This is a genomic window from Neisseria sp. HMSC069H12, from assembly GCF_001812735.1.
GTDB classification, from domain to species: Bacteria; Pseudomonadota; Gammaproteobacteria; order Burkholderiales; family Neisseriaceae; genus Neisseria; species Neisseria subflava.
On sequence record NZ_KV810302.1, the window covers coordinates 14,374 to 14,729 of the forward strand.

Here is a 356-nt window from a genome sequence, read left to right on the forward strand (position 1 = left end):
CAACACACAGCCGCCCGAAGGCGGCTGGCAAAGCGGCAGGCGAGCGGGCCGAAGAGCAAGAGGTTTCAACACGCAGCCGCCTGAAGGCGGCTGGGCTGGGATGCAGTCAAGGCGCAGCTTCGAGAGTCGTTTCAACACACAGCCGCCTGAAGGCGGCTGGGCCATTGTCTTGCGTCGGCCAGCCCGAATTTTGGGTTTCAACACACAGCCGCCTGAAGGTGGCTGGACAATGAGCATTTTTAATAGGATGCCCAAAAGAGGTTTCAACACACAGCCGCCTGAAGGTGGCTGGGTACGGAAAAATCGGATAACCAAGATTTTGAGTTTGTTTCAACACACAGCCGCCCGAAGGCGGC

Annotated in this window: 1 protein-coding gene; it reads right to left on the bottom strand. The window is 57.9% G+C overall.

Translation table 11 applies throughout. The annotated features are described in order from the left end of the window. Positions 1-106: 106 nt before the first annotated feature. A partial coding sequence (locus tag HMPREF2872_RS11905) for a hypothetical protein (protein WP_210398864.1) occupies positions 107-356 on the bottom strand: 250 nt, incomplete at its 5' end.